Annotated in this window: 8 protein-coding genes and 2 tRNA genes; 8 read left to right on the plus strand and 2 right to left on the minus strand. The window is 29.6% G+C overall.

All coding sequences use genetic code 11. The annotated features are described in order from the left end of the window. Positions 1-21: 21 nt before the first annotated feature. From ACKI5C_RS08305 to ACKI5C_RS08325, 5 genes are read left to right on the plus strand one after another with little or no spacing between them, the layout of a single operon-like run. Positions 22-501, plus strand: coding sequence for a DUF3236 domain-containing protein (locus tag ACKI5C_RS08305; protein ID WP_407432684.1), 480 nt, complete (start codon positions 22-24; stop codon positions 499-501). A gap of 1 nt (position 502) precedes the next feature. After that, a complete protein-coding gene (locus ACKI5C_RS08310) occupies positions 503-1,288 on the plus strand; it encodes an SAM-dependent methyltransferase HcgC family protein (protein WP_407432685.1) in 786 nt (261 codons plus the stop codon). Continuing rightward, positions 1,289-1,996, plus strand: a complete 708-nt coding sequence (locus tag ACKI5C_RS08315) for a Nif3-like dinuclear metal center hexameric protein (protein ID WP_407432686.1) — start codon at positions 1,289-1,291, stop codon at positions 1,994-1,996. Further along, positions 1,986-2,639, plus strand: a complete 654-nt coding sequence (locus tag ACKI5C_RS08320; protein ID WP_407432687.1) for a hypothetical protein — start codon at positions 1,986-1,988, stop codon at positions 2,637-2,639. The genes ACKI5C_RS08315 and ACKI5C_RS08320 overlap by 11 nt, the downstream gene beginning before the upstream one ends. Next, positions 2,632-3,192: a UPF0254 family protein gene (locus tag ACKI5C_RS08325; protein ID WP_407432688.1), complete on the plus strand. Its 561-nt coding sequence runs from the start codon at positions 2,632-2,634 to the stop codon at positions 3,190-3,192. The genes ACKI5C_RS08320 and ACKI5C_RS08325 overlap by 8 nt, the downstream gene beginning before the upstream one ends. Positions 3,193-3,201: 9 nt before the next feature. Here ACKI5C_RS08325 and ACKI5C_RS08330 read toward each other — a convergent pair. Together ACKI5C_RS08330 and ACKI5C_RS08335 are read right to left on the minus strand one after the other, a co-directional pair. Then, positions 3,202-3,274, minus strand: a tRNA-Thr gene (locus ACKI5C_RS08330). A 38-nt stretch (positions 3,275-3,312) separates the two neighbouring features. Then, positions 3,313-3,395, minus strand: a tRNA-Leu gene (locus ACKI5C_RS08335). Positions 3,396-3,571: 176 nt separating this feature from the next. Here ACKI5C_RS08335 and ACKI5C_RS08340 point away from each other — a divergent pair. From ACKI5C_RS08340 to ACKI5C_RS08350, 3 genes are read left to right on the plus strand one after another with little or no spacing between them, the layout of a single operon-like run. Beyond that, positions 3,572-3,739, plus strand: a complete 168-nt coding sequence (locus ACKI5C_RS08340; RefSeq protein ID WP_058738535.1) for a 4Fe-4S dicluster domain-containing protein — start codon at positions 3,572-3,574, stop codon at positions 3,737-3,739. 6 nt (positions 3,740-3,745) lie between these two features. Then, positions 3,746-4,516 (plus strand): adhesin, encoded by a 771-nt coding sequence (locus ACKI5C_RS08345; RefSeq protein ID WP_407432689.1) that lies wholly within the window; start codon positions 3,746-3,748, stop codon positions 4,514-4,516. 12 nt (positions 4,517-4,528) lie between these two features. After that, positions 4,529-5,809: an oligosaccharide repeat unit polymerase family protein gene (locus ACKI5C_RS08350; protein WP_407432690.1), complete on the plus strand. Its 1,281-nt coding sequence runs from the start codon at positions 4,529-4,531 to the stop codon at positions 5,807-5,809. Positions 5,810-6,000 lie beyond the last annotated feature (191 nt).

Genomic DNA, 6,000 nt, shown 5'->3' on the forward strand with positions numbered 1-6,000 from the left:
TTATTTTTAAAAAGTGGTACTATGGCATTCGAAAAGATGATTAAAAATGCGTTTGAAGAATCTGAAAATGATTGCAGATTCGGAGATACGCTTGAAGAAGTAATTGAAATTCAAGAGTACATAAAAAATGCTCGAAAAATATATGTTCCAAATAAAAACGGCATTAAAGTAGAAGTTTTAAATCAAGTTTTAAAGGAATATAATTTACATGCAGCCAAAATACTTCAAATTAACACCAATACTGCAGATACAAGCAGAATCCCTGCACTTGCAAAAGCCTATATGGCACTTGACCAAAGTGATGCTGATTTAATTATTGCAAGAGGCAGACTGGGAATTCCTGGATCTGGTTCACTTTTAATATTTATTGATAATAAAGGAAGGATATTAACCTGTGGAACTTCACCATCACATGCAATTCATCAAAAATCTATTGAGGATGCAGTATATAAAGAAGCATGCGAAGCACTTGAAAAAATCGGATTTGAAAAAAGGGATTAAGATGGATATTGATACAGGAATTACTTCAGAAGTTTTAACCATTAAATCTGAGATTAAATTAATTGATATTTTTAATGATATTATAAATAAAAAATCACAGGCCTGTTTTGATTATATTGAAAGTTTAAATTTAAATTCAGACGAGAAAATAATAGTCATAGGTACATATTTTACCGGTGCCGGAATCGTTAAAAAATTAAGCGAAAAATATACAGACATCACCTTGATTGATATTTATCCACATTTAGAAGAATTATTGTATACATCCATTGGTGGTGAGTTGAAAAACCAGGTAAAATTCTCATCCAATTTAGATTTAATATATGATGGAAATGTTGTTATTGATACGACAGGTTTTGGAGGGATAAATGTTGAACAGTCATCCAAATTTGATGTTAAAGCGTTTTTAATAGAAGATCCAGTAGCTGAAGATAATGACACAGCATTAAAAAATAAAAACAATATTCATGATAGATTAAATGCTGTTAAATCACCAAACAAAGCAATCTTAAAAACAAAAGGCATTGATACCAAAACATCAGGAACTATGACATTGACAATAGGCATATTAACAAATTCACTAAATAAAATCCTAAAAAAAGAGGGTGTTTTATACAGCGCATGCGAAATGGGCTTTTTTGAAGAAGTAATATTTAAAGAAAAAAATATTGATAAATTCATTGAGCTAACAGATAAAAAAGCCATAAAAATATCAACAATAAACCCCTTTAGCCCAGACGATATTATATTGAATGAATTAAATAAAATTGAATCAAAAATGATTTAAATGAAACTTAATGAAATTATAAATTTTTTAGATAATGAAATTCCCCAAGATTTAGCTTTAAGTAATGACAATGTTGGTTTGATGGGAAGTTATGATTTAACACAGGAAATTACTTCAATAAAAATATTTATGGATTTATATCCTCAAGACGATGATTATTCAAGCAATACATTAATTATTACACACCATCCACCATTATTTACCCCAAAAACTCCAACATTTACAATACATTCAAATTGGGATATTATAAAAGGGGGTGCAAACGAAGCACTAGCCGATTGTTTAAATTTAAAAGTTATCGAATCATTTGATAAAGATACAGATATTGGGAGAATATGTGAAGCTAATTTATCATACAACGATTTAAAAGAAAATATATTAAGTAATTTCAATGAATTCACCATTGTAAATAAACCAAAGGAAGACGAAATAATTAAAAAAGTCGCCATTATCTCAGGATTCGGTTTAAAAAAATCTGATTACATAAAATTAGCTAAAAAAAATAATTTAGATATGATAATTTCCGGCGATTTAATACAGGAAACTGCTATTCTGGCAATGAATTTAGATTTAACATTGATTGATTTGGGTCATCACAACAGTGAGGTTCCAGGACTATATTATTTAAAAAATATTATTGATAAATTAGATATAAGTTGTGAAATAATTGATAAAGCCCCAATGGGGAGTGAAAGAAATGAACAATGATGAAATACAAAAAATGGAAGATAAAAGAGTGCCGAAAGGAAAAATAGACCTTATCGGATGTGGAAGATTAGGTTTAAGAATAGCCATTAATTTGATGCAAGTACATAGGGGAGGACCAAAAGTTATTGGTGCTTTTGATGGGCAGAAAATCTCAGGAGGAGATGTAATATTTACCCTTCTTGGAGCAGAGGTCGGAGAGGCCAAACCTGATTTCATAAAAAGGTTATGTACACATGATGAGGATTTTAGAAATATTGAAAGCCATACTGAATACATTACCCAAGAAAATATTGATTTAATAGATGGTGATGTAGTAATTATAGTAATTGCAGGTGGAAATACAATATCAACTGCTGCAGAAATTATAAAACATGCACATGAAAGAGGTGCGAAAACTATTGGAACTGCAGGAATATTCGGTTTCGGTAATGAGAATATTGAAATTAAGGATATCTCTGAATATGATAACGATAATCCTGCTATTGAAGAATTAAGAGCTCAAGGAATTACTGAAAATCATTTAATATTAACAACCCACAAATTAATTAGAGATATGGAACCTGTAACACCATATACTTTAGATGAAGTTGCAAAAATCATAACAATGAATGCATTGAAACTATTGAAGGGCCAATATGATTAAAATAGCTACTGCAGAATGTTTTACTCATGGAAAAATAGGTTTAGAACTGCATGCACTTGCTCAAAATTATGACGGTAATTTTGGAAGTGAATACATCAAGAATCCAGATGAATATGGAAACTTTGATTATAATCAATTAAGTGTTATATGCAGTTTATTTATCCCGACACTTGATGCAGTAAAAGACATATTAAATGTAGAAAATCCACCAAAACCAGATTATCTTATTAAAGGCATTAAGGTTTATGATGAATCTGGAGATAAAAAAACAAGCAAAATTATGGCCAAAGCAGTTATGGACATTACTAATTGCGATATTGCAATTGGAACTAGTGCTGGAATTGGCCATGGTGCCATTACCATCATCACCAAGGAATATGAAATTACAACAATTACTGATGTCTATAGTGATTTAAGAGAGAATAACAGTGATGAATTATTCCAAAGATCACAATCAGGCATTGAAAAAACATTAAAAATAATATTGCTTATTTTAAATAAAAATTTTGAAAAAATAAACTCTTTTGAAAATATTGAGATTATAAAAAAATAGATTTTAATAAGCCTTAGGGGGGATTCGAACCCCCGACTTCTACCTTACCAAGGTAGCGCTCTACCACCTGAGCCACTAAGGCATAATCGAGAATATTAAAAAAAATTTTTAAAAATACAGTGCAGGGGAAGGGATTCGAACCCTCGAAGGCCTACACCAGAGGATCTTAAGTCCTCCCCCTTTGGCCGCTCGGGCACCCCTGCATACAATATAATATTTTATATTTATGATATATAAATGTTTGGTTTAGACATTAGATATATCATTATTTACACTATCTATTAACAAAAATACTATTTAAATATTATGAAAATTAAATATAGACATAGTTATATGAAATTATTTTAAAAAAATAATTAAATCGTGGTGCAGCACATTGATGATTATAGATATGGAAGAATGTGGAATATGTGAAGATTGTATTGACGTCTGTATGGAAGAAGCAATAACAAAAAAAGCATATAAAGTAATTATTGACCCGGACAAATGCGATTCCTGTGGTGAATGCGTTGATGTTTGTCCTGTCGGCGCTATTTATGAAGAATGATCATATATGAAAAGAAGATTTACATTAGTGGATTATGCAATTATAATTTTAGTAATATGTGCAGTTGTTTTTGCATTTATCCATATTTCCTCAAATAATGACACAGTCAATGAAAAGACATCATATGACTCATCAACATTAAATAAAATTAACGAAAAATATTTGGGTTATTATAGACAAGGCTATATCGTTAATACTACTGTTCATGGATATAATGCTAGCAATGGTGAACAGGTTACATTATCCGGAAATATTAAATGGTTAGATGATGATAAGGGAAGTAATGTTAAAGCCCTGGTAAACTCAAATGGCAGAGATTATATTGTAGGACTTTACAATCAGGTTCCTAATGCTGATGTTTATATTAACAGTATGACTTTAGAAATAAATGGAGACAAATATCATAATTTAACCGATGTCAAAATAAAACCTAAAAACATTACATCAGCTAATGATTTGGTTTCAGGTATTTCCAACGATACATCATACGAAATTTCAACAACAATAGCTATAAATTCACTTGATAGCAATAAAGTCCAAGAAATTACAAATATATTATTCCAAAATGACGGAAGAATATCCATTAAAGGTTCAAATACCAATGATCAGTTAAATATTGTAAGAGCAACCAGCAGTGAAATGACACAAATGAATAATATTTTGGGCAATTTTAATGGAATTACAAATGAAATAACAATTAGAATTTATAACTGCAGCGATAATGACATCAACACCATTAAAAGTAATTTTGATGTCACCAATATCCAAAAACTTTAAGTTGTGTGATTTATGAGTTTCATTTATTCAAAATTAACATCTTTTTTAAATATAATAAATGATGAATTTCATAAATCATTTTTATTTACAACTATTTTTTCCATTATTGGATTTCTAGAAAATCAATGGGTTAACAGCTTTTTTAAAAAGATTTATCCAAGCGAAAATTTTTTAGGCTTCTTAAAAAAGAGCCAAATACTTAAAAATCATATTTTTAATCCATTAATTGTTTTGGTTGTATTTGCTGCATTTTTAGCACTGTCATTAACTCCAGTATCAACCAGTTTAACTCAAACTTTAATTATTGCATTTTTATTTTTCTTTATTGGTGCAGCGATTCTGCCCAGATTCTTTTTAAATGATACGAAAAATGTTTTGGTTTTTAAAAGAAAAGACATTTATTCAATCGGATTCTGTTTAATTTTAGTAAGTATTGGATTTTTCTTTATCAGCATTGCTTCTGTTGGAGGAATTCCCATTTTAAAGCCATCAATTAGATATCTGTTAAAACCTGCCTTTACCATGCCAGTATTTTTAATTATTCCTGGAACCTGTATTTTAGCCAGCGTTTATTTAAAAGATTTTCAAGACAAAATAATAACTCGCTCCCAGGTAAGATTCAGATTTCTTTTACTCCTCATTATGGATGTGGTAATTTTATTAACATTAGGCTACAGGACACCACTACTTGCGGCATTACTATTGCTAATTATCATAGCATATTATGGAAATATTATAGCAGTATGGGAAGTTGTAGTTGGAGGATTGATTGGTGTGGGTGCAATAATTGGAATTGGTTATTTCAGGTCAATAAATGAATTAACTGTCAGCAGTGCAATAGATCCATTCTACACATTGAAAAGTAGGGCCGATTTTACATTACATGTCCTAAATTTACTTGACATCATTGGAGGAAACTTTGGAGCTACACATGGCCAGATACTTGCAAGTTCAATTCCCGGAAGTGAACTCGGACCTAGAATGATGGTCGGCAAGTTAATTGCATGGAGAACAGAAGTGACAATTACACCAACATTAATAGGACAGATGGTGGCTGATTTTGGAAAAGTTGGTGTAGCAGTTGAAATGTGTCTTTTAGGATTTATTTTGGGAATCGGATTCAAGATAATGGAAAAAACCAAAGATTACTTTTACATTGGACTTTATAGTTTAATTTTAACTTATGCTATTTTAAGTGTTGAAACCGGAATATTGGATATTCAGGTTTTATTCTACTTTGCAGTAGCCCTTTTCATTTACATCACAATAATTTTAAAATCTGTTTTTAATTAAGAATTTTAAATATTCTGATTTAATTTTACTTCACAACCGTTATTTTCATTTACATTAGATATATTTTCAAATTAGTATTATTAATTTAAAAAAATATATGATATAAGTATTACAAAAGTAATACAAAATTTAAAAAAATAATATTAAAAGTAATACTTTAATAAGCTTTATATAAGAAAAATAGTAAAAAT

The sequence above is a fragment of the Methanobrevibacter sp. genome (genome assembly GCF_045646045.1).
Classification (GTDB): domain Archaea; phylum Methanobacteriota; class Methanobacteria; order Methanobacteriales; family Methanobacteriaceae; genus Methanocatella.

Bases quoted from the DNA above. Each gene is read 5' to 3' on its own strand.
- ACKI5C_RS08325 (WP_407432688.1), top strand. From the start codon at position 2,632: ATGATTAAAATAGCTACTGCAGAATGTTTTACTCATGGAAAAATAGGT.
- ACKI5C_RS08315 (WP_407432686.1), top strand. From the start codon at position 1,289: ATGAAACTTAATGAAATTATAAATTTTTTAGATAATGAAATTCCCCAA.
- ACKI5C_RS08350 (WP_407432690.1), top strand. From the start codon at position 4,529: ATGAGTTTCATTTATTCAAAATTAACATCTTTTTTAAATATAATAAAT.
- ACKI5C_RS08340 (WP_058738535.1), top strand. From the start codon at position 3,572: ATGATTATAGATATGGAAGAATGTGGAATATGTGAAGATTGTATTGAC.
- ACKI5C_RS08305 (WP_407432684.1), top strand. From the start codon at position 22: ATGGCATTCGAAAAGATGATTAAAAATGCGTTTGAAGAATCTGAAAAT.
- ACKI5C_RS08345 (WP_407432689.1), top strand. From the start codon at position 3,746: ATGAAAAGAAGATTTACATTAGTGGATTATGCAATTATAATTTTAGTA.
- ACKI5C_RS08320 (WP_407432687.1), top strand. From the start codon at position 1,986: ATGAACAATGATGAAATACAAAAAATGGAAGATAAAAGAGTGCCGAAA.
- ACKI5C_RS08310 (WP_407432685.1), top strand. From the start codon at position 503: ATGGATATTGATACAGGAATTACTTCAGAAGTTTTAACCATTAAATCT.